Origin of the sequence: Variovorax sp. 22077 (assembly GCF_052044195.1) — a bacterium.
GTDB lineage: Bacteria > Pseudomonadota > Gammaproteobacteria > Burkholderiales > Burkholderiaceae_C > Variovorax > Variovorax atrisoli.
The window spans coordinates 64,100-88,148 of the sequence record NZ_JBQEQC010000008.1; the positions used below are offsets into that span (position 1 = coordinate 64,100).

Genomic DNA, 24,049 nt, shown 5'->3' on the forward strand with positions numbered 1-24,049 from the left:
GAGGCTTGCGACGGCCTGCGCTCAGGCGAAGATTTCTTCGACGGTCAGGCCGCGCTTGGCAGCCACTTCGCTGGCGGTCGTCGAGTTCTTCAACCCGTCGAGCGTGGCGCGAACCATGTTGTACGGGTTCGACGAACCATGGCTCTTGGCCACGATGTCGGTGATGCCCATCACTTCGAACACGGCGCGCATCGGGCCGCCGGCGATGATGCCGGTACCCTTGGGAGCCGGGTACATCACGACCGTCGAAGCGCCGTGGTGGCCCTGCACCTGGTGGTGCAGCGTGCCGTTCTTGATCGAAACCTTCAGCAGGTTGCGACGCGCTTCTTCCATTGCCTTCTGCACTGCAGCGGGCACTTCCTTCGACTTGCCCTTGCCCATGCCGACGCGGCCATCGCCGTCACCGACCACGGTCAGCGCTGCGAAACCGAGGATACGACCACCCTTCACCACCTTGGTGACGCGGTTGATCGCGATCATCTTCTCGCGCAAACCGTCCTCGGGGCCTTCGTTCTGCGTTCTTGCCTGAATCTTTGCCATTTTGAATCTCGTGTCCGGTTAGAACTGCAGGCCGGCTTCGCGGGCGGCTTCGGCCAGCGCCTTGACGCGGCCGTGGTAGGCGAAACCTGCGCGGTCGAATGCGACCTTCTCGATGCCGGCAGCCTTCGCCTTTTCAGCGATGCGCTTGCCGACGGCGGTGGCTGCAGCGGCATTGCCGCCCTTGCCCGAACCGCCGAGCGAGGTACGCACTTCGGCTTCTGCCGTCGATGCGGTTGCAATCACCTTGGCGCCGTCGCCGGAGATGACGGTGGCGTAGATGTGCAGGTTGGTGCGGTTCACCGTCAGACGGGCCACGCCCTGCGTCGCAATGCGGATGCGGGTCTGGCGCGAGCGGCGGAGACGCTGTGCTTTTTTGGTCAACATCATTTTGCTGCCCCTTACTTCTTCTTGGTCTCTTTGATCACGATCTTCTCGTCCGCATAGCGGATGCCCTTGCCCTTGTACGGCTCTGGCGGACGAACGGCACGGATCTCAGCGGCCACCTGGCCGACGCGCTGGCGGTCGGCACCCTTGATCACGACTTCGGTCGGGGTGGGCGTCGTCACCGTGATGCCCTGGGGCATGTCGATGTTGACGGGGTGCGAGTAGCCGACCTGGAGGTTCAGCTTGGCGCCCTGGGCAGCGGCCTTGTAGCCCACGCCGATCAGGCTGAGCTTCTTCTCGAAGCCCTTGGTCACACCGACCACCATGTTGTTCACGAGCTGGCGAACCGTGCCGCTCATCGCGTTGGCTTCACGCGATTCGTTGGCGGGCTCGAAGCTCAGCTTGCCGTCCTTGCTGACGACGTTGACCAGCGCGTTGCGCGACAGGTTGAGCGTGCCGCCCGTACCCTTGACGCTGATCTGGTCTTCCTTGATCGACACATCCACGCCTGCGGGGATGGCGACCGGCGATTTTCCTACTCGGGACATTTCAGTTACTCCTCGATGTCTCGGTTAGGCGACGTAGCACAGAACTTCGCCGCCGACACCGGAGGCGCGGGCCTTGCGGTCGGTCATCACGCCCTTGGGGGTCGTGACGATGGCGACGCCGAGGCCGTTCTGGACTTGCGGAATGGAAGCGCTGGCCTTGTAGACACGCAGGCCAGGGCGGCTCACACGCTCGATGCGCTCGATGACCGGACGGCCAGCGTAGTACTTCAGCGAGATTTCCAGTTCGCTCTTGCCGGCTTCGGTCTTGACCTGGAAGCCGTCGATGTAGCCCTCGTCCTTCAGGACTTGTGCGATCGCGACCTTCACCTTCGAAGACGGGACCGACACGGTGGGCTTCGCCACCATCTGCGCGTTGCGGATACGCGTCAGCAGGTCGGCAATGGGATCACTCATGCTCATGTTGTTTGCTCCTGCCTGGCTTACCAGCTGGCCTTGGTGACACCGGGGATGTCGCCGTTGAAAGCCAGTTCGCGGATCTTGGCGCGGGCCAGACCGAATTGACGGAAGGTGCCACGGGGACGACCGGTGATTTCGCAACGGTTGCGCTGGCGCGTGGGGTTCGCGTTGCGCGGCAGCTTCTGCAGCGCCAGGCGAGCAGCGGCGCGCTCTTCCTCGGTCTTCTTCAGGTCGTTGGAAGCCGCCTTCAGTTCGGCGTGCTTCGCTGCGAACTTGGCAACCAGCTTGTCGCGCTTGAGTTCGCGCTGGATCAAAGATGCTTTAGCCACAGGTCACCTCAGTTCTTGAACGGGAAACGGAAGCCGGCCAGAAGCGCCTTGGCTTCTTCGTCGGTCTTGGCCGTCGTCGTGATGCTGATATTGAGACCGCGCAGGGCATCGACCTTGTCGTACTCGATCTCGGGGAAAATGATCTGTTCCTTGACGCCGATGTTGTAGTTGCCACGACCGTCGAAAGCCCGGCCGGAGATACCACGGAAGTCGCGAACGCGCGGCAGCGCGATGGTCACGAAGCGATCCAGGAACTCGTACATGTGCACGCCACGCAGCGTGACCATGCAGCCGATCGGCTGGTTCTCACGGATCTTGAAGCCGGCGATGGCCTTCTTCGACTTGGTGACCACGGGCTTCTGGCCAGCGATCTTGGTCAGGTCGGCGACTGCGTTCTCGAGAACCTTCTTGTCGGCGACAGCTTCACCCACACCCATGTTCAGGGTGATCTTGGTGAGGCGCGGGACCTGCATCGGCGACGTGTAGCCGAACTTTTCCGTCAGGTCTTTCGCGATTTTTTCGCGATAGTGTTGTTGGAGACGTGCCATGTGAGTACCTCTTAGGCGAACTTGATTTCTTCGCCGCTCGACTTGAACACGCGAACAGCCACGCGCTTGCCGTCAGCATCCTGGGTGACCTTGACGCCCACGCGATCGGCCTTGCCGGTCGCGGCGTTGAAGATCGCCACGTTGGATTGGTGAATCGGCATGGCCTTCTCGACGATGCCACCGGTCGTACCCTTCAGAGGGTTCGGCTTGGTGTGCTTCTTGACGAGGTTGATGCCTTCGACGACCACATGCGAGTCGTCCTTGCGCAGCGAGACGGTGCCTCGCTTGCCCTTGTCGCGGCCGGCCAACACGATGACCTGGTCGCCCTTGCGAATCTTGTTCATGGCGTTGCGTCCTTAGAGAACTTCGGGGGCCAGCGACACGATCTTCATGAACTTCTCGGTGCGCAGTTCGCGCGTGACCGGTCCGAAGATGCGGGTGCCGATGGGCTCCAGCTTGGCGTTGAGCAACACTGCTGCGTTGCCGTCGAATTTCACGAGCGAGCCGTCGGCGCGGCGGATGCCCTTGGCGGTACGCACCACCACAGCGCTGTAGATCTCGCCCTTCTTGACGCGACCACGCGGAGCGGCTTCCTTGATGCTGACCTTGATGACGTCGCCCACGCTGGCGTAACGCCGCTTGGAGCCACCGAGCACCTTGATACACAGGACGGATTTCGCGCCCGTGTTGTCGGCCACTTCGAGCCGGGATTCAGTTTGGATCATTTCTTGATATTCCCAACTTGTACCGATGCGCCTCCAGGAGGGAGGCAAATCAGTCAGTCTTGGGCCCGTCGTCCATACCCCGAACCACTCGGGGCACTTCCGCTTTGGGCTGAAAGCTCCGCCTTTTGAAAGCGAAGCCCGCGATTGTTGCACGCAAGAAGCCGGAAGTCAACAGGCCTGCATGCCCGCAAATGCAGCCACTAGACTGCGGGGCGTGCGCATGCCCGGAAAAACCACCCTTTCGACCTCATCGCTGCTGCGGCGGCGCCTGCTGCTGGCCGGCGGTGCCGGCCTGGCGGGGCTCGGGGGGCTATTGGCACTCCCCGGCTGCAAGGGCGCAGCGACGCCGAAACCGGACGCAGGCCGGCTGCGCCTCCTCGCCGAGGCACGCTGGCCGCACCGCCTTCATATAGAGGGAACCACGGCTGGAGGCCTTTCGGGCATCGACTACGACCCGGTCCGAGGTGAGTACCTGCTCATCAGCGATGACCGATCGGATCTCGCTCCCGTGCGCTACTACACCGCGCGCTGGCCCTCCCCGCAGGTCGCGCCGCCGGAGCCGGTCGGCGTGGTGCAGTTGCAACGCCCCGGCGGAGGCCCCTGGCCCAACCGCCGCAACGCGGTCGACGGCCTGCCGGTGCCCGACCCCGAGGCCCTGCGGCTGCGCCCCGCGACCAACACCCTGCTGTGGACCAGCGAGGGCGACGTCGCCCGCGGATTCGGCCCGGCGCTTTACGAATCGACCCGCGACGGGCGCTTTCTGCGCGAATTCCGCATGCCGGCGATGTTCCAGCCCGACCCGGCCGGGCGCCGCGGCCCGCGCGACAACCTGACCTTCGAAGGCGTCAGCCTCACGCCCGACGGCCGCTTCGTCTGGCTGGGAATGGAAAACGCCCTGATCCAGGACGGCCCCGAACCCACCATTGGCGCCCCCGGGGGCCCCTGCCGCTTCACCCGGATCGATCTGGAGACCGGCCAGGCCGACCGCCAGATCGCCTACGTTCCCGACGCCATCCCGCTGCGCCCGCTGATCCCGGGCAGCTATGCCGACAACGGCGTGAGCGAGATCCTGATGCTCGACGCCGACCGCATGCTGGTGCTGGAGCGCGCCTACGCCACCGGCCGCGGCAACTCGCTGCGCCTGTATGAAATAGACACCCGCGCGGCCAGCGACGTGCTCGCCGTCGACGCGCTGGCGCCCGGCAACCACCGGCCGGCGGCCAAGACGCTGGTGGCCGACTTCGCCGCGCTTGGCCTGTCGAGGCTCGACAACACCGAAGGCATGTGCTGGGGCCCGCCGATGCCCGGCGGCGGGCGCATGCTGGTGGTCGTGAGCGACGACAATTTCAATCCGCTTCAAATCACCCAGTTCGCCGCCTTCGAATACGCCGACCGACCATGACCATCGCCGTGACCTTCCTGCCCCGCACCGGCCCTGCGCCGCTGCCTCCCGTCGCCTTCATCGGGGGCGGCAACATGGCCAGCGCCATCATCGGCGGCCTGATCCAGCAAGGCACCCCGGCGGATGCCTTCGAGGTCGTCGAGCCTTTCGATGAAGCCCGCGCGAAGCTGGCGCAGTCCTTCGGCATCGTCGCCAGGCCGGAGGCGAGCGAGGCGCTGTCGCGCTGCGGCGTGATGGTCTGGGCAGTCAAGCCGCAGACCTTCGCCGATGCCGCGAAGGCGGTGCGTCCCTTCGGCGCCCAGGCCCTGCATCTGAGCGTGGCCGCCGGCATTCCCTCCGGCAGCATCGCGCGCTGGCTCGGCACCGAGCGCGTGGTTCGCGCCATGCCCAACACCCCCGCACTGGTCGGCAAGGGCATGACCGGCCTGTTCGCGCGGCCTGGCGTCGAGAGCGCCGACCGCTCGACGGTCGGCCAGCTGCTGGCGCCCACCGGCGAGCTGCTCTGGGTCGACACCGAACCGGCGCTCGACGCCGTCACCGCCATGTCGGGCTCCGGCCCGGCCTACGTGTTCTATTTCATCGAGGCGATGACCGAGGCCGGCGTCGAGATGGGCCTCACGCCCGAACAGGCCCAGCGGCTCGCCATCGGCACCTTCGTGGGCGCCTCGTCGCTGGCGCACAGCGCGACCGAGCCGCCGTCGGTGCTGCGCGAGCGCGTGACCTCCAAGGGCGGCACGACCTACGCGGCCATCACCTCGATGCAGTCGGCGGACGTGAAGTCGCAGTTCAAGACCGCGATCCGCGCGGCACAGAAGCGTGCCGCGGAACTGGGCGAGGAATTCGGCCGCGGCTGACGAGGCGAGGCAGGGCTCAGTCCAAGGCCAGCGCGCGCGGGCCGAGCACGAACAGCCATTCGGCGGCCAGCGTGACGGTGCCGTCTTCGAGTTCCAGCCAGACCTCTTCCTTCAGCAGGAAGCTGTCGCCAGCCTTCGGCGTCACGTCGGCGATGCGCACCCGCGCCCGAAAGCTCGCGCCCACCGGCATCGGCCGCACGAAGCGCAGGCGGTCGAAGCCGTAGTTGAGGGCGTGGTTGGAGTCGAAGGGCAGCAGCGTGCGCATGGCCTCGCCGGTCAGCCGGATCAGGTGCGACACCTGGAAGAAGCCCTGCACGATGGTGCCGCCGTAGCCGGCCTCGCGCGCGGCGCGCTCGGGGTCGAGATGGATCCACTCGCCTTCGCCGTCGCCCGAGAGCTCCGAATAGCGGTCGACCATCTCCTGCGTGATGCGATGCCAGCCGGAGTGGCCCTCCTGGCCGATCTTGAGCTTCAGCCTCTGCAGCAGCGCGTCGGACGTCATGTTCGGTTCGATTCAGTTCAACGCAGCGCGTAGCCGGCCACGACGCCGGCGAACACGGTGAAGCCCAGCCAGTGGTTCAGGCGGAAGGCCTTGAAGCAGCCTTCGCGCGTGCGGTCGTGGATCAGGCGCCAGTGCCACAGCGCCTGCGCCACGGCCGCCGCGATGCCGACGTAGAAGAGCACGCCCAGCGAACGGCTCGCCCCGGCCCAGGTCCAGACGGCGAGGAAGATCGCGTAGCTCGTCATCACCGCCGCCACGTCGAGACGGCCGAAGGTGATGGCCGAGGTCTTCATGCCGATCTTGAGGTCGTCGTCGCGGTCGACCATCGCGTACTCGGTGTCGTAGGCCAGCACCCAGAACAGGTTGCCCGCGAGGAGCACCGCGGCGAAGGGCGGCACGCTCGACTGCACGGCCGCGAACGCCATCGGAATGCCGAAGCTGAAGGCAATGCCCAGCACCGCCTGCGGCACCGAGACGAAGCGCTTGGCGAAGGGATACACCAGCGTGATGGCCAGCGCCGCGAACGACCACAGCACCGTCGTGCGGCTGGTCGTGAGCACCAGCCCGAAGGACACCAGCGCCAGCACCACGCCCAGCCCCAGCGCTTCCTTGACCGACAGCTCGCCGCTGGTCACGGGCCGCTGCGCGGTGCGCTTCACATGGCGGTCGAAGTCGCGGTCGGCCACGTCGTTCACGCAGCAGCCGGCGCTGCGCATGAGGAACGTGCCCAGCGTGAACACGACGAGCAGGTGCCAGCCCGGCCAGCCGCCGGCCGCGAACCACAGCGCGCCCAGCGTGGGCCACAGCAGCAGCAGCCAGCCCGCCGGGCGGTTCCAGCGGATCAGGTCGAGATACAACGCAAAACGCCCGCGGCGAGCCGCGGGCGCGATGACGGGGGGAGCGGAATCAGTCTTCAAGGAGGGAACGCAGCATCCAGGCCGTCTGGTCGTGCACCGTGCAGCGCGCGGTCAGCATGTCGGCCGTCGGGTCGTCGCCGGCTTCCTCGGCGACAGGAATGAATTCGCGCGCGATGCGCGACACGGTCTCATGGCCCTTCACCAGGATGCGCACCATCTCCATCGCCTTGGGCGGGTTCTGCGGCACGTCGGGCACGGTGGCGATCTTGCTGAACTCGGCGTACGAGCCCGGCGCGTAGTGGCCCAGCGCACGGATGCGCTCGGCGATCACGTCGGTCGCGCCCCACAGCTCGGTGTACTGCTGCATGAACATGGCGTGCAGCGAGTTGAAGTGCGGGCCCGTCACGTTCCAGTGGAAGTTGTGCGTGGTGAGGTAGAGCGTGTAGGTGTCGGCCAGCACGCGGCTCAGGCCTTCGGCGATGGCGGCGCGGTCCTGCCGCTCGATGCCGATGTTGATGATGGGCGCATTGCGGCTGCCCGACTCCTGCGCGACCTGCTTGCCGCCCTTCTTGGGCACCTTGCCGGCAGAAGAGGCGGGCGACGGTTTCTTAGAGTCCTTGGCCATGGCGGGAGATCCTTTTCTTCAGTCGAGTTCTTGGAGGGAGGTTGGCTTCGATTCTCGAAGCCGGCGTGCGGCTTCGCAACAGCGCCACTCTATCTCAGCGATCAACGATTCAAAACAGCCGCGGCGTAGGCCGAATTCTCGAAAGCCGGTCTACGAAAGGCGCTTCACTCCCGGCAGCTCGCACGCGTAGATCGCGTTGCGCAGCGCGGCGATGGCCTCGTAGCGCGTGAAGGTGCGCCGCCATGCGAGCACCACGCGGCGCGTGGGCGGGTCGCGGTCCTGCGCGTCGCGCACCGGCAGGTAGCGCACCATCTGCTCGGGCTCCTTGCGGCCCTTGACCCTGGGCTTGATCGCATCGGCCGGCACCGACAGGCGCGGCACCAGCGTCACGCCCATGCCCGAGGCGACCATGTGCTTGATGGTCTCCAGCGACGAGCCCTCGAAGCTCTTGCGGATGCCCTCGGCGTTGCTCGAGAAGCGCGCGAACTCCGGGCACACCTCCAGCACGTGGTCGCGGAAGCAGTGGCCGGTGCCCAGCAGCAGCATGGTCTCGCTCTGCAGTTCTTCCGACGTGATGGACTCGCGGTCGGCGAACTTGTGCTTGCTCGGCAGCGCCGCCATGAAGGGTTCGTCGTACAGCGGCGCCATCGCGAGGCCGGTGTCGGGAAAGGGCTCGGCCATGATGGCGCAGTCGATCTCGCCCGCGCGCAGCATCTCCAGCAGCTTGGCGGTGAAGTTCTCCTGCAGCACCAGCGGCATCTGCGGCGTGCGCTGGATCACCTGGCGCACGAGGTCGGGCAGCAGGTACGGGCCGATGGTGTAGATCACGCCCAGGTTCAGCGGGCCGGCCAGTGGGTCCTTGCCGCGCTTGGCGATCTCCTTGATGCTGGCGGCCTGGTCGAGCACGCTCTGGGCCTGCTGGACGATCTGCTCGCCCAGCGGCGTCACGGTCACTTCGCCGGCGCTGCGCTCGAAGAGCTTGACCTCGAGCTCGTCTTCGAGCTTCTTGATGGCGACCGAAAGTGTCGGCTGCGAAACGTAGCAGGCCTCGGCCGCCTTGCCGAAGTGCCTTTCGCGGGCCACTGCGACGATGTATTTGAGTTCGGTGAGAGTCATAGCTTGCGTCAATTATGCGCAAGGGTGTGTCATGAGGATGGCCTGGGGTCTTCACGGCTGGCGCCGCGCCCGATTCAGGGCCCCGCGGCCTGCGCCGCGAGCGCAGCGCGCGTCCCCGATCGCAGGCGCCGGCCGCGCGCGATCCCCGGCTGCTCGACCAGCCGGTAGCTGGCCACCGAGGCCGCCACCAGCAGCAGCGCGCAGGCGGTGCCCGTCAGCCAGTACTGCATCGCCCCTGCCATCGCGAACTCCCGCACCGGCCCGGGCCCGAACACCACGGTCAGCACCAGCCCCTGCAGCAGGTAGATGCTGTAGCTCACCGTGCTCAGGCGCCGGGCCGCGCGCGTGGCCAGCAGGCCGAAGAGCGTGCTGCCGGTGCACACCAGGTGGAAGAACGCCCACAGCAGCAGTACCTGCACCGGTCCGACCATGTGGCCGAAACCGGCGAACACGCCACCGAGGCAGGCCACGGCGAGCAGCGAAGCCGTCCGCTGCGGCAGCTGCAGCCTGGGCCCGCGCCGCACCAGCCATGCCGACAGCATGCCCAGGAGGAACGAAGCCAGCACCCAGGCCAGCGCACCGCTCACCAGCGCGAGCGTCGGCCGCGAGGGCGTGGCGCCCGGCGACAGCGCCGCGAAGACCAGCAGCGGCAGGCACAGCAGCAGCATGAGGCCGAGCACGAAGCGGGGCGTGCGGTCGCCGCGAGCGAGCGGCGCCATCGGCCGCAGCGCGCCGTAGAACAGCCACTCGACGAAGACCGTCCATGTGACGCCCGCAAGGATCAGCGTGGTGCCGGCGTAGCCGTTGATGTCCGGCTGCAGCGGCCAGATGCCGAGGGCCAGCCACTGCAGCATCGCGCCGAGCACGGACCACGCCGGCTCCCTTGGCTCGAAGCCGGTGCGCCATGCGACGACGAGGAACATCAGCCCCACCGCCAGCAGGTAGGTCGGCCCGATGCGCCAGAGCCGGCCGACGTACAGGCTCCTCCAGTCGGGCCGCCCCTTCGCGTCGAGCAGCTTTCCCCAGAACAGGAAGCCGGTGATCATGAAGAAGACGCCCACGCCCGCCTGTCCCAGCAGCGTGTGGAAGCCCGAGGGCGGAAAGGTCCACTCGCCGCGCGCGATGTAGCCGTGGGTCACCATCAGGTGGTGCACGAAGACGCTCAGCGCGAGAAAGCCGCGCAACCCGTCGAGCGTGACGGTGCGATGGTCGCGGGGGCCGTGCTGCGGCGGCTGCTGCTCGTCGGCCGCGCGGAACGCCGGCAGCGCGATCGCGCCGAGCACCACCAGCACGAGCGCGAAGTACGGCCAGGTCGAGAAGACGCTCATCCCCGGCGCGGCCTGATCCGCTGCGGCGGCTTTTCCTGCGGTCCCTCGCCCGATCCGGCGCGCGCCTTGCGCCCGCCGGGCGCGACGCCGCTCACCTCACCCGCGGCGGACGAGCGCATGCGCGACGCATGCGCCCAGGCTGCGCCGCGCCGATGCAGGGCGAACACCCTCATGCGCCGGCGGCGTCGAGATCCCTGGCCGCGAGCGAGCGCGGGCGCATGTCCGTCCAGTTCGCCTCGATGTAGGCGCCGCACGTGGCGCGGTCGGTGGCGGGCAGCGCCACCTTCCAGCCGGCGGGCACGTCGATGAAGGCGGGCCACAGCGAGTGCTGGCCTTCGTCGTTCACCAGCACCTGGAAGGTGCCGTTCGTGTCGTCAAACGGGTTGCTCATCTTCTCTGTTTCCTTAGGGGGTCTTCGATCAGGCGATGGCCAGGCAGCCGGGCGCCGCGGTCTCGCGCAGCGCCTCGAGTGCGGCCGATATCTCGGTGAGCGCGTGGTGGCGCGCGAAGTCGTCGCGCAGCGCGCCCGCACGCTGGCGATAGGCGGGCTCCTTCAGCAGCCTGCGCACCGCGTCGCCGATCTGGCGCGCGGTGGGCTGCCCGCTGCCCAGGTTGATGCCGGCGCCCGACCAGGCCACGCGTGCGGCGATCTCCGGCTTCTCCTCGGTGGCGCCCGCCACCACCAGCGGCACGCCGAGGCTCAGCGCATGGTTGACGGAGCCGTAGCCGCCATTGGTGACCATCGCGTGCACCTTGGGCAGCAGGCGGTCGTAGGGCAGGAAGGGCAGCACGCGCGCATTCGCGGGCAGCGCCATGTTCAGCGCCTCGGGCTGCGGGCCGCCGGTGGTCGCGATGACCTGGATGTCGCCCGCACCGGCCAGCGCCTGCAGGGTCGGGCCGATCAGCTGCGCCGGGTTCTGGTTGGCCAGCGTGCCCTGCGTCACCAGCACCACGGCGCGGCCGTCGTCCAGCTCATGCCACCAGTCGGGCTCCACGAAGTCGCGGCTGGCCGGCGCGAGCAGCGGGCCGACGAAGCGCACCGAGGCAGGCAGGTCGCTGCGCGGGTACTCGAAGGATTCGGAGGTGAGCTGCAGGTAGACGTCCGGCAGCTTGACCATCGCGTCGATGAAGAACTCGGGCAGCGCCGGCAGGCCCGCGCAGGTCAGCAGCGCGTCGAAGTAGCGCTGCACCTCGCCGAACATCGCCTGCCTGAGGTTGGCGTTCATCGCCCGGTTGCGAACCCGCCCTTCCGGCGTGGACGACGGCGGCAGCGCGGTGCCGAAGAAGGCGGTGTCGCAGCTCGACAGCGGCAGCGCCGAGATGCCGATGGCCGCCACCGCAGGCCGCTGCTCGCGCGGCCCCAGCAGCAGGGGGAAGGTGCCGCAGAACATGGTGTCGACCACGATCGCGTCGGCTGCGAAGTCGCGCAGGATCGCCTCCAGGCCGGCCCGCTGCGCGGCCATGGCGTCGGCGAAGAAATGCTTCAGCCCGAAGCACATCTGTGCATGCGCCGAAGGCAGCCGCTGGCGCTGCGGAAAGCGCCGGTCGAGTTCGTGGTGGTCGAAGTCGATGGAGGCGTCGAAGGGCGTGAAGCCCGCGCCGGTGGCCTCGGCCTGCGCGCGGAAGCGGCTGGCCGTGTGCACGCGCACCTCGTGCCCCAGGCCCACCAGGTGCTGCGCGATGGCCAGCATCGGCAGCACGTGCCCGGGCAGCGCGGTCGCGGCGATGAGGTAGCGCGCCATCTCAGGCCACCTGCGATGCGCGGGTCTCGACAGCCGCGCTGCGCGACTTGGTGTCGATGCCCAGGTCGACGAAGTAGCGCTGCAGCAGGTCGCGGTCCACCGGGCGGATCGCGGCGCCGATGGCCTGCAGCTGCGCATGCGTGGCTTCCCCGCTCACCTTCGGCGGCGTGGCCGAGGTGTCGTAGCGGTCGAGGATCGCCAGCACGGCCGCGAGGTCGCGGTCCTGCCCCACCGCGAGCCGCGCGTGGGCACGCTGCAGCCACGGTTCGAGCCCGACGGGTTCGAGCCGCATGCCGAGTCGCTCGAACACGGCCGGAATGTCGCGCACCCGCAGCGCCTCCTGGCTCGTCAGGTGGAACACCTGGCCCCACGACGACTGCAGCGCCGCAAGGCCGAGGATGGCGCGCGCCACGTCGTCCACCGGCGTGAGGTTCAGCGGCAGGTCCATGTCGGGAATGGCTTCGAGGTCGGCATAGAGATGCGCCACGCGCCAGATCAGGTCGTCGGCGTTGCAGATCGCGTGCGTGTGGTCGCCGGTGACCGCGCCCAGGCGGTAGATCGCCACCGGCATGCCGCGCGATTGCGCCTCGCGCGCCAGCGCGTCGCCCACCCACTTGCTCTGGCTGTAGCCGTCGACCAGCCCGCGCCAAGATGCCAGCGCCGACTGCTCGGTGACGGTGGCGCCTTCCCTGCCGTTGTTCTGGTCGATCACCGCCAGCGTGGAGACGTAATGCATGCTCTTCGGCCGGCCCTGCGCGGTCCACTCGAGCAGCGTGACCACGCTGTCGACGTTGGCCGGCTTCAGGCTCGCATAGGGATGCAGGAAGTCCACCTGCGCCGCGCAGTGGTAGATGGCGTCGCAGTCCTCGCGCACCAGCCGCACCGCGCGGTCGTCCAGACCCAGGTTCGGCTTGCCGAGGTCGCCGGTCACCACTTCGATGCGCGCGTCGTCCCAGATCGCGCCCAGCTGCCGCTGCGCCAGCGTGAGCTGCAGGCGGCGCCTGCCGGCTTCCTCGTCGGCGGCACGCACGTGGCAGACCACGCGAGCGGTGGTGTCGCGCAGCAACGCCGCCAGCAGGTGGCTGCCGACGAAGCCGCTGGCGCCGGTGAGGAACACGCGCCTGGCGGCCAGTGGCGGCGCGGTGTCCTGCCTGCGGATGTGCGCGGGCAGGTCGAGTTCGCGCGACAGGTCCAGGGCCTCGGCGCCGGCCGTGTTGTCGTCCAGCCATGCGGCCAGCGCCGCGACGGTCGGGCGGTTGTAGACCTCGGCATGCGGGAAGTCCGCGCGCACCTGCTGGCGGATGCGCATGCCGAGCTGGATGGCCATCAGCGAATGGCCGCCGAGCTCGAAGAAGTTGTCGTGAATGCCCACGCGCTCCAGGTGCAGCGTCTCGGCCCACAGCGCGGCGAGCTGACTTTCGGTGGCGGTGCGCGGCTCGGTGTAAGCCGATGCGGCCTGCTGTCCCGGCAGGGGCAGCGCCCTGCGGTCGAGCTTGCCGCTTTGCGTCAGCGGCAGGAAAGGCAGGTGCACGAAGGCCGAGGGCACCATGTAGTCGGGCAGCGACTGCGCCATGTGGGCGCGCAGTTCCGCCGGCTGCGGATCGGACGACGCCACCACGTAGGCCACCAGGCGCTTCTCGCCCGGCACGTCCTCGCGCGCGATGACGGCCGCCTGCGTCACCTGCGGATGGCGCAGCAGCACCGATTCGATCTCGCCGGGCTCGATGCGGTAGCCGCGGATCTTCACCTGCTGGTCGGCGCGCCCCATGAAGTCGAGGCTGCCGTCGTTGCGCCAGCGCACGAGATCGCCGCTGCGGTACATGCGGCTGCCGGGCTCGCCGAAGGGATCTGCGACGAAGCGCTCGGCGCTCGGCAGCGCGCGGTTCAGGTAGCCGCGCGCGACGCCGCTGCCCGCGATGTAGAGCTCGCCCGCCACGCCGGGCGGCACCGGCTGCAGCGCGTCGTCGAGCACGTACACGCGCGTGTTCCACACCGGCGTGCCGATGCTGGGCGGCTCGTGGCCGTTCATCGGCGCGCTGGTGCTCGCACAGATGGTGATCTCGGTCGGGCCGTAGGCATTGATCATGCGGCGGCCCCTGGACCAGCGCGCGGCCAGCTCGGCGGAGCAGGCATCGCCGCCGACCACCACCGTCTGCAGGCATGGGTACGCGCCCTCGGGCAGCGTTGCGAGCGCGGCCGGAGGAATCAACGCGTGGCTCACGGCCAGCCTCTCGATCAGCGCGCCCAGCTCGGCGCCCAGCACCTGCTGAGCCGAAGGCACCACCAGCGCGGCGCCGGCATGGAAGGCCATCAGCATGTCCATCACCGAGGCGTCGAAGCCGCTGGAGGAGAACTGCAGCACGCGCGAGCCGTGGTCGATGGCGAAGCGCTGCGCCATCGAGGCGCCGAGGCTTGCCAGGCCCTGGTGCGGCACCACCACGCCCTTGGGCTTGCCGGTGGAGCCCGATGTGTAGATCACGTAGGCGGCGTCGCGCGGATCGGCCGCGCGCGTCTGCGCCACGGGTCCGTCCTGCTGGATCGCCAGCGCGGCGACGGTCTCGTCGCCGTCGAGCGCGAGGCAGTGCGGAATGCCGGCCAGCTCCGGCAGCAGCGACGCGTGCGTCAGCACCGCGGCGGGCGCGGCCTCCTCGAACACGAAGGCGCTTCGGCCGGCCATGTGGTTCGGATCGATGGGCAGGTAGGCGGCACCGGCCTTCACGATCGCCAGGTGCGCCACCACGAGGTCGAGCGAACGCGGCAGCACCGTGGCGACGATGTCGCCCGTGCCGACGCCCCGCCCGCGCAGCAGATGAGCGAGCCTGTTGGCGCGCAGGTCGAGCGATGCGTAGCTCACGACGGAAGCGTCGTCGAGCACCACGGCCGCCGCATGCGGGCGCGCGGCGGCATGCGCCTCGACCATGGCTGCGAACGAGAGCGGCGCGATGTCGTCGCGCGTGCCGGTGCTCCTGCCGCTCCAGTCGGCCAGCAGCCGACGGCGCTCTTCCTCGCCGAGGATGTCCAGGCCGTTCAGCGCCGCATCGGGCGCGTCGCAGGCCTGCTCCAGCAGGCGCACCAGCCGCTCGCCGATGGCCTCGACGGTCGCGCGGTCGAAGATGTCGGTGCTGTACTGGATGCCGCCCGCGATGCCGCCGGGCAGCCCGTCAGCGCCGCGCTGCTCGTCGAGGATGAAGGACAGGTCGAACTTGGCCGTGTCCACCTCCACCGGCTGCGGCGTGATCGACAGGCCCGGCAGTCCGAATGAAAGCCGGTTGCTGCCGCTCTGGAAGCCCAGCATCACCTGGAACAGCGGCAGGTTCGCCCCGCCGCGCTGTGGACGCAGCAGCTCCACGATGCGGTCGTACGGGAACTCCTGGTTCGCATAGGCCGCGAGGTTGGTGGCGCGCACCCGCGCGACCAGCTCGCGCAGGCTCGGCTGGCCCGCGAGGTCGGTGCGCAGCACCAGCGCATTGACGAAGCAGCCGATGAGCTCGTCCAGCGCGTGGTCGCTGCGGCCTGCCACCGGTGTTCCGATGACGATGTCGTCTCCTGCACCCAGCCGGTTGAGCAGTCCCGCGAGCGCGGCCTGCAGCACCATGAAGACGCTGGCCTGCCCATCGCGCGCGAGCTGCAGCATGCGCTCGTGCACCTGCGGCGGAATCAGCAGCGGCACCACGTCGCCACGGTAGCTCGGCACGGCCGGATGCGGGCGGTCGACCGGCAGGCTCAGCCGGTCGGGCAGGTCGCGCAGGGTCTCGCGCCAGAACTCGCGCTGGCGGCCGGCCATGCTCTCGGGGTCGTCCTCGCTGCCCAGCAGCTCCTGCTGCCACAGCGCGTAGTCGGCGTACTGCAGCGGCAGCGGCGCCCAGCCAGGCGCATTGCCTTCGCTGCGCGCGGCGTAGGCCACGCTGAGGTCGCGCGCCAGCGGCAGCAGCGAGGCGCCGTCGCCCACGATGTGGTGCGTGAGCAGCAGCAGCACGTGCTCGTCGTCGGCCAGCCTGAAGAGCTGCGGGCGCAGCGGCGCGGTGGTGCCGAGGTCGAAGCCGACGCGGGCGGCGGCATGCAGCTGCGCGGCGATCTCGTCTTCGCTGCTGTCGGCCTCGACCAGCAGCGCGCGGGCCTGCTCGCCCTGGAGGATGTGCTGGTGGGGCAGCCCGTCCTCGCTCGGGTAGATGGTGCGCAGGCTCTCGTGGCGCTGCACCAGGTCGTCGAGCGCCGACTGCAGAGCGGCGCGGTCGAGCGTGCCCGACAGGCGCAGCGCCAGCGGCATGTTGTAGGCGGGGTTGGCGTTCTCCAGCTGGTTCATCAGCCACAGGCGGCGCTGCGCGAACGACAGCGGGATGCGCGCCGGCCGCGGCATCGGCACGAGGCTCGGGCGCGCCTGCGATGCCTGGTCGAGCAGCTCGGCGAGGCCGGCGATGGTGGAGACCTGGAACAGCGTGTCCAGCGGCAGGTCGATCATGAACTGCTGCCGGATCATCGAGATCAGCTGCACGATCATCAGCGAGTGCCCGCCGAGCTCGAAGAAGTTGTCCTCGATGCCCACGCGCGGCAGGTGCAGCGTCTCGGCCCAGAGGCGCGCGAGGATCTTCTCGGTGTGCGTGCGCGGCGCCACGTAGGGCGTGGCCGCCTGCAGCTCGGGCGCGGGCAGCGCGCGGCGGTCGAGCTTGCCGCTGGGGCCCAGCGGAAGCGCCGGCACGTTGACGAAGGCCGAAGGCACCATGTACTCGGGCAGCGACTGCGCAAGGTGGGTGCGCAGATCGGCCGCCTGCGGATCGGCTCCCTCGGCGGCAACCACGTAGGCCACGAGGCGCTTCTCGCCCGGCACGTCCTCGCGTGCGACCACCGCCGACTGCGCGACCTGCGGATGCCGCAGCAGCGCCGATTCGATCTCGCCGGGCTCGATACGCAGGCCGCGGATCTTCACCTGCTGGTCGGCGCGGCCCAGGAAGTCGAGGCTGCCGTCCTCGCGCCAGCGCGCGAGGTCGCCGGTGCGGTACATGCGGCTGCCGGGCTGGCCGTGGGGGTTGGCCACGAAGCGCTCGGCGCTCAGCAGCGGGCGCTCGAGATAGCCGCGCGCCAGGCCGACACCCGCGATGTAGAGCTCGCCGGCGGTACCGGGCGGCACGGGCTGCAGGCCGCTGTCGAGCACGTGCATCTGCGTGTTCCAGATCGGCCGGCCGATGGGCACGCTGCCCTTCGGAGACTGCGCCTCGCCGGCATCGCGCGGGCATTCCCACGAGGTGACGTCGACCGCGGCCTCGGTCGGCCCGTAGAGGTTGTGCAGCTCGCAAGGAAGCTGTTGCTGGAACTGCGCCACCAGCGCGGGCGACAGCGCCTCGCCGCTGCAGATCACGCGCCGCAGCGAGGCGCACTCGCGCGCCTTCGGCTCGAGCAGGAACACTTCCAGCATCGACGGCACGAAGTGCGCGGTGGTGATGCCCTCGGCGGCGATCAGGCCCGCGAGGTAGGCCGCGTCCTTGTGGCCGCCGGGCTTCGCGAGCACCAGCGTGGCGCCGTCGATCAGCGGCCAGAAGAATTCCCACACCGACACGTCGAAGCTCGACGGCGTCTTCTGCAGCACGCGGTCGTCGGCCTTCAGGCGGTAGCGGTCCTGCATCCACTGCAGGCGATTGACGATGGCGCGGTGCGACACCACCGCGCCCTTGGGCTTGCCGGTGGAGCCCGAGGTGTAGATCACGTAGGCCGGATGCGCGGGGTCGATGGCCACGGCGGGCGCCGCATCGTCGCTATTCGCCAATGCAGCAAACGTTTGCGCTACATCGAGCAGAAGCTTCGGCACATCTGCCGGCAGCGACTCCGCGAGCGCGGCGATGGTGACGAGGCAGGCGGGCCGCGCGTCGCCAAGCATGAAGGCGATGCGGTCCTGCGGAAAGTCGGGGTCCACCGGCAGGTAGGCGGCGCCGGTCTTCAGCGTGGCGAGCAGCGCCACCATCAGCTCGAAGGAGCGCGGAATGGCCAGCGCCACGGTGCGCTCCGGGCCCGCGCCATGCGCGCGCAGCAACTGTGCAAGGCGATTGGCGCGGCGCTCGAGCTCCCGGTTGCTCATCGCCTCGCCCTCGAAGCGCAGCGCAACGCCGTCCGGATTGGCGGCAAGCTGTGCCTCGATGAGCGCGACGAGGTTCGTATCGGGCACCGCTTGCGCCGTGTCGTTCCAGCTCACCAGCAGCCGCTCGCGCTCGGCGGCATCGAGCAGGTCGACGTGGCCGACGGCCTGCGCGGGCTGGCGGATCACCGCGGTCATGAAGGCCAGCAGCCGGCGCTGGTGGTCGGCCAGCGACTGCGCGGTGTGGATCGCGGGGTTGGCGTCGAAGTCGATCTGCAGGTCCTGCCCGTTGCCGCGTTCGTACAGGAAGATGCCCAGGTCCTCGGCCGTGCCGTTGGACAGGTTGCGCGGCCATGCGGCGTGGCCGGCGAAGCGGAAGTCGTAGTCGAAGGGCTCGACGTTGACCACGGTGGTGAAGAGCTGCCGGTTGTTCACCAGCATGTTGAGGTCGCTGCGCAGGTGCTCGTAGCGGTACGACTGGTGCCGCAGCACCTGCCGCATCTGCCGCCCCACCTCCGCGATCAGCTCGGTCACCGGCAGGTCGGGGCGCATCGCGAGGCGCAGCGGCAGCGCATTGGCCACCATCGCGGGCACGCGTCGCATGCGGTCGTTGTGGCGCGCGGTGACGGGGATGCCGATCACCATGTCCTCGACGCCGGTGGCGCGGTAGAGGTAGGCGGCGGTGGTGGCGATGAGGATCTGCGGCAGCGTGGCGCCCAGCTGCTGCGCGATGCCGGCCAGCGCCCGCACGCTTTCGGCCGGCAGGTACGCGGTCTGGCGCAGCAGGCCGCCCACGTTCACCGAGCGCTGCGAGGCCAGGCTCAGCGGGTCGGGTGCATCGGCGAAGCGCTCGGTCCAGTACTGCCGGTCGCGCGGGAAGCGCCCCGATTCGCGATAGGCCCTGTCTTCCTCCATCAATTGAGAAATGGACGCGAGGCGCGATGCCTCGGGCACTTCCGTGCCGGCGATGCGGGCGCTGTAGACGTCGGCGAAGCGTCGCGCGATGAGCCCGCCGCCGAAGCCGTCGAGCACGATGTGATGGCTGCGGTGGTACCAGAGGTGGCGGTCGTCCGCGAGGCGGATCAGCGCCGACATCCAGAGCTGGTCGCGCGCGAGGTCGTCCTTGCGCGTGAAGTCGGCCTGCATCCAGGCGCGTGCGGCAGCGGAAGGATCGGGCTCGCCGCTGAAGTCCAGGAAGGGCATCTCGCCCGTGAAGGCGGGCGCCACCACCTGCCGCGGGCCCTGGGCCGTGTCGACGAAGCTCAGGCGCGTGGCCTCGGCCTCCTCGGTGATCTGCCGCATCGCGGCCATGAAGACGTCGGGATCGATCCAGCCCTCGATCTCGATGGCTTCGGCGAGGTTGAAGTTGGTGTCGGGCGAGGCGAACTTCGCGCCGAGCCACATCGCCATCTGGCCCGTTGTGAGGACCGGTGCGGCACCCAGGGGATCGACCGTGCTCATGAACTTCTCCACGTCTTGAATTGAATCGGCATCGAGTGTTTCCCTCGGGAAACACTCGCAAACTCCGAATCAATGTACAAGCTGTTTCAACAATTTCAGCGACAGCCTGGCCGCTGAAAATATTTCACGTGGGTGAGTGAGAGAGAAAGATTTCATCGGGAAGTGGTCACCCGATTCGCGGCCGAAAAATCCGATGGCTTTCGTCGTAACCGCAAGCGCAAGCGCGGGAAATGGAATGTTGCAACGCAGCAACTTCATCTCCTGGGCGTAGGGTTTTCCCTCCGCCCGCGGTCTTCAGCGCTTCTCGAAATACGGAATGAAGATGCCGTTGGCGGCCGTGCCCACCTGCTTGACCCAGTTCAGCGAAAAGTTCTCGCCGAGGCGCTGCAGGTCGCGCCCGAGCAGGAAGGGCACCGGCTCGATCTTCATGCCATTGCGCCGCAGCTCGTCCGTCGAGCGGGCCGCGGCCTCTGCGCTGCGAGCCCATCCGCGCGTCTCGGCGACCGCGCACGCGGCGGCCAGCGAACTGCGCGACGACGGGTCGAGCCCGTCCCACGCCCTGGCGTTGACGAACACAAGGTTCTTGGGGAACCACGCGTTGATCTCATAGAAGTGGCGCATCGACTGCCACGCCTGGTTCTCCACGCCGGTCACGGCGGAGGTCAGCATGCAGTCGATTCGGCCTTCGGCCAGCGCCTTGCCGAGCCCGGTGGCCGGAACGTCGACGGGCACCGCGCCCATCAGCGTCGCGATGCGCGCCGTGGTGTCGTTGTAGGCGCGCATGCGCATGCCGCGCAGATCGCCCACGCCGCCGAGTGGCCGCGTCGAGAAGAGGCCCTGCGGCGGCCATGCCACCGCATAGAGCACGCGCATGCCGCGCTGCGCGAAGTCCTGCTCGATCAGCGGACGCTGGATGCGCCACAGCAATTGCGCATCGGCATAGCTGCGCGTGATGAAGGGAACGGAATCGGCGCCCGCCAGCGGCACGTCGGCGGCGAGGCTGCTCATGATGGCTTCGCCGGCCTCGACCTTGCCCTCCTGCACGGCGGCACGGATCGCGTTGAGCGCGAACAGCGTGTTGCCCGGATGGACCTCGATGCGAAGCTGCCCGCCGGTCGCGGCCTCGACCTCCTTCGCCATCGCCAGGAGGTTGGCGGTGTGGAAGTTCTCCGCCGGATAGCCGGTGGCCAGCCGCCACACGACGGCCTGCGCCGACCACGCGGCCGGCGGGAGAACGCCGGCCCCGCACGCGAGCCATGCGAAGCCGCGCCGCGTGATGCTGCCGCTGGTCATGCCGCGGCCTTCAGGCGATGGCCGCGATGGCGGCGCCGACCGCCACATAGCCGCCTGCGGCCACCGAGATGGCGATGCGCCCTGCGCGATGCGCAAGCACCTGCATCTCCATCTTCATCGCCTCCATCACCGCGATGACGGCGCCCTCGGCGACCTCGTCGCCGTCGGCCACCTTCCATGCCTGCACCGTGCCCGAGACGGGCGCGGCCACCGCGGCTGCATCCGCCGCGGGCGCCTGCGACGCGGGAGCCGCCACGGCACCTCCGGCTGCCGACGAGAGGCCGCTCAGCAGCACCGCCGGCAGGCCCACGGCCATGCGCCGCCCGTCGACCTCGATCGCCGTGCGCAGCAGCGCGGCATCGGGCAGCGGATCGGGGCGCAGGGCCGGCGCCTCGCCGTTGGCGAAGTCGGTCTCGATCCAGCGCGTGTGCACCTTGAAGGCGTCGCCCGAGACGAAGTCCGGATGCGCCATCACCGCGCGATGGAAGGGCAGCACCGTCGGCAGGCCCTCGATGCGGAACTCCTTGAGTGCACGGCGCGCTCGCGCGATGGCCTGCTCGCGCGTGGCACCGGTGACGATGAGCTTGGCCATCAGCGAGTCGAAGGTGCCCGGCACCTGCGAGCCCGACTCCACGCCGGCATCGACGCGCACGCCCGGACCCGAGGGCGCGTCGAACACCTTCACCGGCCCTGGCGAAGGCAGGAAGCCGCGGCCCACGTCCTCGGCGTTGATGCGGAACTCGAAGGCATGGCTGCGCGGCGCAGGCGTCTGCCTGATCTGCAGCGGCAGGCCTTCGGCGATGCGCAACTGCTCGATCACGAGGTCGATGCCGGTGGTTTCCTCCGTCACCGGATGCTCGACCTGCAGACGCGTGTTCACTTCGAGAAAGGAGATCGCGCCGCTCGCGCTCAGCATGAACTCGACCGTGCCCGCGCCGGTGTAGCCGGCCTCCGCGCAGATGTCGCGCGCGGCCTGGTGGATGCGCTCGCGCTGCGCGTCGCTCAGGAAGGGCGCGGGCGCTTCTTCCACCAGCTTCTGGTTGCGCCGCTGCAGCGAGCAGTCGCGCGTGCCGAGCACCAGCACGTTGCCGTGCGTGTCGGCCAGCACCTGCGCCTCGACGTGGCGGGGGCGGTCGAGGAACTGCTCGACATAGCACTCGCCGCGACCGAAGGCGGTCACCGCTTCGCGCACCGCCGATTCGTAGAGCCCCTCGACCTCGTCGAGCCGCCACGCCACCTTGATGCCGCGCCCGCCGCCGCCAAAGGCCGCCTTGATCGCGACCGGCAGCCCGTGCTTCTCGGCGAAGGCGAGCACCTCGCCCGCGTCCTTCACCGGATCGGCCGTGCCCGCGACCAGCGGCGCACCGACCTTCATCGCGAGCTTGCGTGCCTGCACCTTGTCGCCCAGCATCGCGATGGCGGCCGGCGGCGGGCCGATCCAGGTGAGGCCGGCATCGATGACGGCCTGCGCGAAGGCCGCGCTTTCCGACAGGAAGCCGTAGCCCGGATGCACCGCGTCGGCGCCGCTGCGCGCGGCCACGTCGAGCAGCTTGGCGATGTTGAGGTAGGTGTCGGCGGGCTTGTTGCCGTCGAGTCCGTAGGCCTCGTCGGCCATGCGCGCATGCAGCGCATTCAGGTCGGCGTCGGCATACACGGCGACGGATTTCACGCCGTGGTCGGCACAGGCGCGCGCGATGCGCACGGCGATTTCGCCCCGGTTGGCGATCAGTACTTTCTTCATGGGGAGGCTTTCACTGGGCCATGGGCCTGAATCGGACGCGCGCGTTCACGGGGATCTGCCCGGCGCGGTCGAGGTGATGGGTGGCGACGGAGGCGATCACGGGATAGCCGCCCGTCAGCGGATGGTCGGCCAGGAACAGCACGGGCTGGCCGCTCGCAGGCACCTGGATCGAGCCGCGCGCGGTGCCCTCGCTGGGCAGTTCGGCGTGGTTGGCGCGCGCCAGCGCCTCTTCGCCGGCCAGGCGGATGCCGACGCGGTTCGACTGCGGCGTGACGGTCCATGCCTGGCCGCACAGCAGCTCGACCGCGTCGGGCGTGAACCAGTCGGTGCGCGGGCCGAGCACGATGTCGAGCACCACTTCCTCCCGCACGGTGGGCAGGTCCGTGGGCGGAGCTTCCGGCTCGCCGACCAGCGCACCGGCGGACACCGCGCGCACGGGCAGCACGTCGCCCACGGCGATGGCGGCGGGGCCGACGCGCGCGAGCGTGTCGCTCGAGAGGCTGCCGAGCACGGGCGCGATGTCGAAGCCGCCGCGCACCGCGATGTAGCTGCGGATGCCGGCCGTCGGCTCGCCGAGCGCGAGCACGTCGCCTTCGGCCAGCGCGACGGGCTGGTAGCGCGGCAGCGGCCACTGGGCGCCGTCGGCGCGGGTCAGCGTCACCGGACCTTCGGCGCCGGTGACGGCAACCACCGCATCGCCACGGCAGGCGAGCTGGAAGCCGCCATAGGCGACCTCGATGCATACGGTGTCGGAGGCATTGCCGACGAGCCTGTTGGCCGCCTGCAGCGAACGCCGGTCCATCGCGCCGGAAGCCGACACGCCCTGCTTCGCCTGGCCGTGGCGGCCGCCATCCTGAAGCAGCGCCTGCAGGCCCGCAGCGCGGATCTCGAAGGCGCAGCCGCTCTTCGATACGGTCGGTTGCGCCGGTGCGGCGGCGGCTTCCACCTCCGTGCGAGGCTGGCCGGTCACGTCGACGAAGCGCACCGCATCGCCCGGCTGCAGCAACGCGGGCGTTTCGCGCGAGAGGTCCCACATCGGCGCGTCGGTGATGCCGAGGATCTGCCAGCCGCCCGGGCTGGCCTGCGGATAGACGCCGCTGAAGCTGCCCGCGAGCCCGACGGCGCCGGCGGGAATGCGCGTGCGCGGCACCTTGCGGCGCGGCACGTTCAGGCTCGGATCGCCGCCCGAGAGGTACGCGAAGCCCGGCGCGAAGCCGGTGAAGGCGACGGTGTAGTCGCTGCCGGTGTGGCGGCGCACGACTTCTTCGGGCGTGATGCCGAGCAGGCCGGCCACCTCGGCCAGGTCCTCGCCGTCGTAGCGCACGGGAATCTCGATGCGCCTTTCGCTGCGCGCCTCGCTCGCGTCGAGGCTGCGCGCGCCGACCTGCCGCGCGAGCTCGTCGGCTGCGATGGCCGCCGGCCTGAAGGTGATGAGCAGCGTGCGCGCCGCGGGCACCAGTTCCTCGATGCCCGCGATGGGCTCGGCGCGCAGCGAGGCCAGCAGCGCGAGGGTCTGCGGCAGGTCTTCGAGCTCGACCAGCACCGCATTCAGGTTGACCGGCAGGAAGCGCAT

At 69.3% G+C, this 24,049-nt stretch carries 22 protein-coding genes; 2 read left to right on the forward strand and 20 right to left on the reverse strand.

The window, feature by feature from the left end; translation table 11 throughout:
- Positions 1–21: 21 nt before the first annotated feature.
- Genes rpsE through rplN form a run of 8 tightly spaced genes read right to left on the reverse strand, consistent with a single transcriptional unit; the run spans position 22 to position 3,491 of the window.
- Positions 22–540, reverse strand: coding sequence for a 30S ribosomal protein S5 (gene rpsE, locus ACTJLF_RS13645; protein WP_019653973.1), 519 nt, complete (start codon positions 538–540; stop codon positions 22–24).
- Positions 541–558: 18 nt separating this feature from the next.
- Entirely contained in the window at positions 559–924 is a 366-nt protein-coding gene (gene rplR, locus ACTJLF_RS13650; RefSeq protein WP_026346312.1) for a 50S ribosomal protein L18, read from the reverse strand.
- A 14-nt stretch (positions 925–938) separates the two neighbouring features.
- Positions 939–1,472, reverse strand: a complete 534-nt coding sequence (rplF, locus tag ACTJLF_RS13655) for a 50S ribosomal protein L6 (protein WP_019653971.1) — start codon at positions 1,470–1,472, stop codon at positions 939–941.
- Positions 1,473–1,496: 24 nt separating this feature from the next.
- Entirely contained in the window at positions 1,497–1,892 is a 396-nt protein-coding gene (gene rpsH, locus ACTJLF_RS13660; protein WP_019653970.1) for a 30S ribosomal protein S8, read from the reverse strand.
- 20 nt (positions 1,893–1,912) lie between these two features.
- Positions 1,913–2,218 carry a 30S ribosomal protein S14 gene (gene rpsN / locus ACTJLF_RS13665; protein WP_019653969.1) on the reverse strand — a complete coding sequence of 102 codons (306 nt, stop codon included), beginning with the start codon at positions 2,216–2,218 and terminating at the stop codon, positions 1,913–1,915.
- An 8-nt stretch (positions 2,219–2,226) separates the two neighbouring features.
- Positions 2,227–2,766 (reverse strand): 50S ribosomal protein L5, encoded by a 540-nt coding sequence (gene rplE, locus ACTJLF_RS13670; protein ID WP_019653968.1) that lies wholly within the window; start codon positions 2,764–2,766, stop codon positions 2,227–2,229.
- A gap of 11 nt (positions 2,767–2,777) precedes the next feature.
- Positions 2,778–3,110 (reverse strand): 50S ribosomal protein L24, encoded by a 333-nt coding sequence (gene rplX, locus ACTJLF_RS13675; RefSeq protein ID WP_019653967.1) that lies wholly within the window; start codon positions 3,108–3,110, stop codon positions 2,778–2,780.
- A gap of 12 nt (positions 3,111–3,122) precedes the next feature.
- Positions 3,123–3,491 (reverse strand): 50S ribosomal protein L14, encoded by a 369-nt coding sequence (gene rplN / locus ACTJLF_RS13680; RefSeq protein WP_009124801.1) that lies wholly within the window; start codon positions 3,489–3,491, stop codon positions 3,123–3,125.
- A gap of 220 nt (positions 3,492–3,711) precedes the next feature.
- On the opposite strand from rplN, the gene ACTJLF_RS13685 reads away from it, so the two are divergent.
- Together ACTJLF_RS13685 and proC are read left to right on the forward strand one after the other, a co-directional pair.
- A complete protein-coding gene (locus ACTJLF_RS13685; RefSeq protein WP_132754243.1) occupies positions 3,712–4,893 on the forward strand; it encodes an esterase-like activity of phytase family protein in 1,182 nt (393 codons plus the stop codon).
- Positions 4,890–5,747, forward strand: coding sequence for a pyrroline-5-carboxylate reductase (proC, locus tag ACTJLF_RS13690; RefSeq protein ID WP_019653965.1), 858 nt, complete (start codon positions 4,890–4,892; stop codon positions 5,745–5,747). The genes ACTJLF_RS13685 and proC overlap by 4 nt, the downstream gene beginning before the upstream one ends.
- Positions 5,748–5,763: 16 nt before the next feature.
- Here proC and ACTJLF_RS13695 read toward each other — a convergent pair whose 3' ends face one another.
- The 12 genes from ACTJLF_RS13695 to ACTJLF_RS13750 form a co-directional block, all read right to left on the reverse strand.
- Positions 5,764–6,249 (reverse strand): MaoC/PaaZ C-terminal domain-containing protein, encoded by a 486-nt coding sequence (locus tag ACTJLF_RS13695; RefSeq protein ID WP_019653964.1) that lies wholly within the window; start codon positions 6,247–6,249, stop codon positions 5,764–5,766.
- 17 nt (positions 6,250–6,266) lie between these two features.
- A complete protein-coding gene (gene ubiA, locus ACTJLF_RS13700) occupies positions 6,267–7,166 on the reverse strand; it encodes a 4-hydroxybenzoate octaprenyltransferase (protein WP_132754245.1) in 900 nt (299 codons plus the stop codon).
- Positions 7,156–7,731: a Dps family protein gene (locus ACTJLF_RS13705; protein WP_019653962.1), complete on the reverse strand. Its 576-nt coding sequence runs from the start codon at positions 7,729–7,731 to the stop codon at positions 7,156–7,158. Before ACTJLF_RS13705 ends, ubiA begins: the two co-directional genes overlap by 11 nt.
- A gap of 150 nt (positions 7,732–7,881) precedes the next feature.
- Positions 7,882–8,847 (reverse strand): LysR substrate-binding domain-containing protein, encoded by a 966-nt coding sequence (locus ACTJLF_RS13710; RefSeq protein ID WP_019653961.1) that lies wholly within the window; start codon positions 8,845–8,847, stop codon positions 7,882–7,884.
- 74 nt (positions 8,848–8,921) lie between these two features.
- Positions 8,922–10,175, reverse strand: a complete 1,254-nt coding sequence (locus ACTJLF_RS13715) for an acyltransferase family protein (protein WP_132754247.1) — start codon at positions 10,173–10,175, stop codon at positions 8,922–8,924.
- Positions 10,176–10,344: 169 nt separating this feature from the next.
- Entirely contained in the window at positions 10,345–10,566 is a 222-nt protein-coding gene (locus ACTJLF_RS13720; RefSeq protein ID WP_132754249.1) for an MbtH family protein, read from the reverse strand.
- A gap of 28 nt (positions 10,567–10,594) precedes the next feature.
- Positions 10,595–11,917 carry a glycosyltransferase gene (locus ACTJLF_RS13725; RefSeq protein ID WP_145759630.1) on the reverse strand — a complete coding sequence of 441 codons (1,323 nt, stop codon included), beginning with the start codon at positions 11,915–11,917 and terminating at the stop codon, positions 10,595–10,597.
- 1 nt (position 11,918) lies between these two features.
- A complete protein-coding gene (locus tag ACTJLF_RS13730) occupies positions 11,919–19,442 on the reverse strand; it encodes an amino acid adenylation domain-containing protein (protein WP_440883254.1) in 7,524 nt (2,507 codons plus the stop codon).
- A 69-nt stretch (positions 19,443–19,511) separates the two neighbouring features.
- The gene (locus ACTJLF_RS13735) at positions 19,512–19,700 is read right to left on the reverse strand and encodes a hypothetical protein (RefSeq protein ID WP_126183769.1); all 189 of its coding nucleotides are present in this window, start codon (positions 19,698–19,700) and stop codon (positions 19,512–19,514) included.
- 36 nt (positions 19,701–19,736) lie between these two features.
- Complete coding sequence (locus tag ACTJLF_RS13740; RefSeq protein WP_132754255.1) at positions 19,737–20,735, reverse strand: TRAP transporter substrate-binding protein; 999 nt, start codon at positions 20,733–20,735, stop codon at positions 19,737–19,739.
- Positions 20,736–20,745: 10 nt separating this feature from the next.
- Positions 20,746–22,476 carry an ATP-binding protein gene (locus ACTJLF_RS13745; RefSeq protein ID WP_132754257.1) on the reverse strand — a complete coding sequence of 577 codons (1,731 nt, stop codon included), beginning with the start codon at positions 22,474–22,476 and terminating at the stop codon, positions 20,746–20,748.
- Between the two features lie 10 nt (positions 22,477–22,486).
- Positions 22,487–24,049 carry a 5-oxoprolinase/urea amidolyase family protein gene (locus ACTJLF_RS13750; RefSeq protein ID WP_440883324.1) on the reverse strand — a complete coding sequence of 521 codons (1,563 nt, stop codon included), beginning with the start codon at positions 24,047–24,049 and terminating at the stop codon, positions 22,487–22,489.

What these genes read in the sequence shown, in the direction of transcription:
- ACTJLF_RS13715 (WP_132754247.1), bottom strand. Translation starts at nt 10,175, where the DNA reads ATGAGCGTCTTCTCGACCTGGCCGTACTTCGCGCTCGTGCTGGTGGTG.
- ACTJLF_RS13685 (WP_132754243.1), top strand. Translation starts at nt 3,712, where the DNA reads ATGCCCGGAAAAACCACCCTTTCGACCTCATCGCTGCTGCGGCGGCGC.
- rplR (WP_026346312.1), bottom strand. Translation starts at nt 924, where the DNA reads ATGTTGACCAAAAAAGCACAGCGTCTCCGCCGCTCGCGCCAGACCCGC.
- rplF (WP_019653971.1), bottom strand. Translation starts at nt 1,472, where the DNA reads ATGTCCCGAGTAGGAAAATCGCCGGTCGCCATCCCCGCAGGCGTGGAT.
- rpsE (WP_019653973.1), bottom strand. Translation starts at nt 540, where the DNA reads ATGGCAAAGATTCAGGCAAGAACGCAGAACGAAGGCCCCGAGGACGGT.
- ACTJLF_RS13735 (WP_126183769.1), bottom strand. Translation starts at nt 19,700, where the DNA reads ATGAAGTTGCTGCGTTGCAACATTCCATTTCCCGCGCTTGCGCTTGCG.
- ACTJLF_RS13710 (WP_019653961.1), bottom strand. Translation starts at nt 8,847, where the DNA reads ATGACTCTCACCGAACTCAAATACATCGTCGCAGTGGCCCGCGAAAGG.
- ACTJLF_RS13750 (WP_440883324.1), bottom strand. Translation starts at nt 24,049, where the DNA reads ATGCGCTTCCTGCCGGTCAACCTGAATGCGGTGCTGGTCGAGCTCGAA.
- rplE (WP_019653968.1), bottom strand. Translation starts at nt 2,766, where the DNA reads ATGGCACGTCTCCAACAACACTATCGCGAAAAAATCGCGAAAGACCTG.
- ACTJLF_RS13745 (WP_132754257.1), bottom strand. Translation starts at nt 22,476, where the DNA reads ATGAAGAAAGTACTGATCGCCAACCGGGGCGAAATCGCCGTGCGCATC.
- proC (WP_019653965.1), top strand. Translation starts at nt 4,890, where the DNA reads ATGACCATCGCCGTGACCTTCCTGCCCCGCACCGGCCCTGCGCCGCTG.
- ACTJLF_RS13725 (WP_145759630.1), bottom strand. Translation starts at nt 11,917, where the DNA reads ATGGCGCGCTACCTCATCGCCGCGACCGCGCTGCCCGGGCACGTGCTG.
- ACTJLF_RS13695 (WP_019653964.1), bottom strand. Translation starts at nt 6,249, where the DNA reads ATGACGTCCGACGCGCTGCTGCAGAGGCTGAAGCTCAAGATCGGCCAG.
- ACTJLF_RS13705 (WP_019653962.1), bottom strand. Translation starts at nt 7,731, where the DNA reads ATGGCCAAGGACTCTAAGAAACCGTCGCCCGCCTCTTCTGCCGGCAAG.
- rpsH (WP_019653970.1), bottom strand. Translation starts at nt 1,892, where the DNA reads ATGAGCATGAGTGATCCCATTGCCGACCTGCTGACGCGTATCCGCAAC.
- ACTJLF_RS13730 (WP_440883254.1), bottom strand. Translation starts at nt 19,442, where the DNA reads ATGAGCACGGTCGATCCCCTGGGTGCCGCACCGGTCCTCACAACGGGC.
- rplX (WP_019653967.1), bottom strand. Translation starts at nt 3,110, where the DNA reads ATGAACAAGATTCGCAAGGGCGACCAGGTCATCGTGTTGGCCGGCCGC.
- rplN (WP_009124801.1), bottom strand. Translation starts at nt 3,491, where the DNA reads ATGATCCAAACTGAATCCCGGCTCGAAGTGGCCGACAACACGGGCGCG.
- ACTJLF_RS13740 (WP_132754255.1), bottom strand. Translation starts at nt 20,735, where the DNA reads ATGACCAGCGGCAGCATCACGCGGCGCGGCTTCGCATGGCTCGCGTGC.
- ACTJLF_RS13720 (WP_132754249.1), bottom strand. Translation starts at nt 10,566, where the DNA reads ATGAGCAACCCGTTTGACGACACGAACGGCACCTTCCAGGTGCTGGTG.